General features: G+C 46.5%; 1 pseudogene. It reads left to right on the top strand.

Annotation, left to right across the window (positions count from 1 at the left end):
- Nucleotides 1-385, top strand: a pseudogene (locus tag J8M01_RS23835) (transposase); the annotation flags it as partial.

Below are 385 nucleotides of genomic sequence, written 5' to 3'. Positions count from 1 at the left end.
CTTACTTGATGAAGCGGCACTGACAGCCTGTATGGCGTATGTTGATTTAAACCCAATCAGAGCAAAGGTGGCTGATACACCAGAAACATCAGAGTATACAAGCGTTAAAACCCGCTGTGAACATGCCAAAGAGGGCAAGCAGCCTAAACACTTGGCACGTTTTGCAGGTAGCCCCCGAAAGCACATGCCCAAAGGTTTACCTTTTGAATTAAAGTCCTACTTAGAACTGCTAGAATTAACTGGCCGATTTATGCGAGCAGACAAACGCGGCGCTATCAACCCAATCAACTCCCCAATTTTAGACAGGCTCAACATAGCCCCAGAAAACTGGCAAAAACTCACCACACAATTTACCAAAGTATTCCATGGCGCAGTAGGGCGACCT

The sequence above is a fragment of the Pseudoalteromonas sp. MMG005 genome (assembly GCF_018101015.1).
Lineage (GTDB): Bacteria > Pseudomonadota > Gammaproteobacteria > Enterobacterales > Alteromonadaceae > Pseudoalteromonas > Pseudoalteromonas aurantia.
This window is presented reverse-complemented; position numbering and strand designations above follow the sequence as displayed.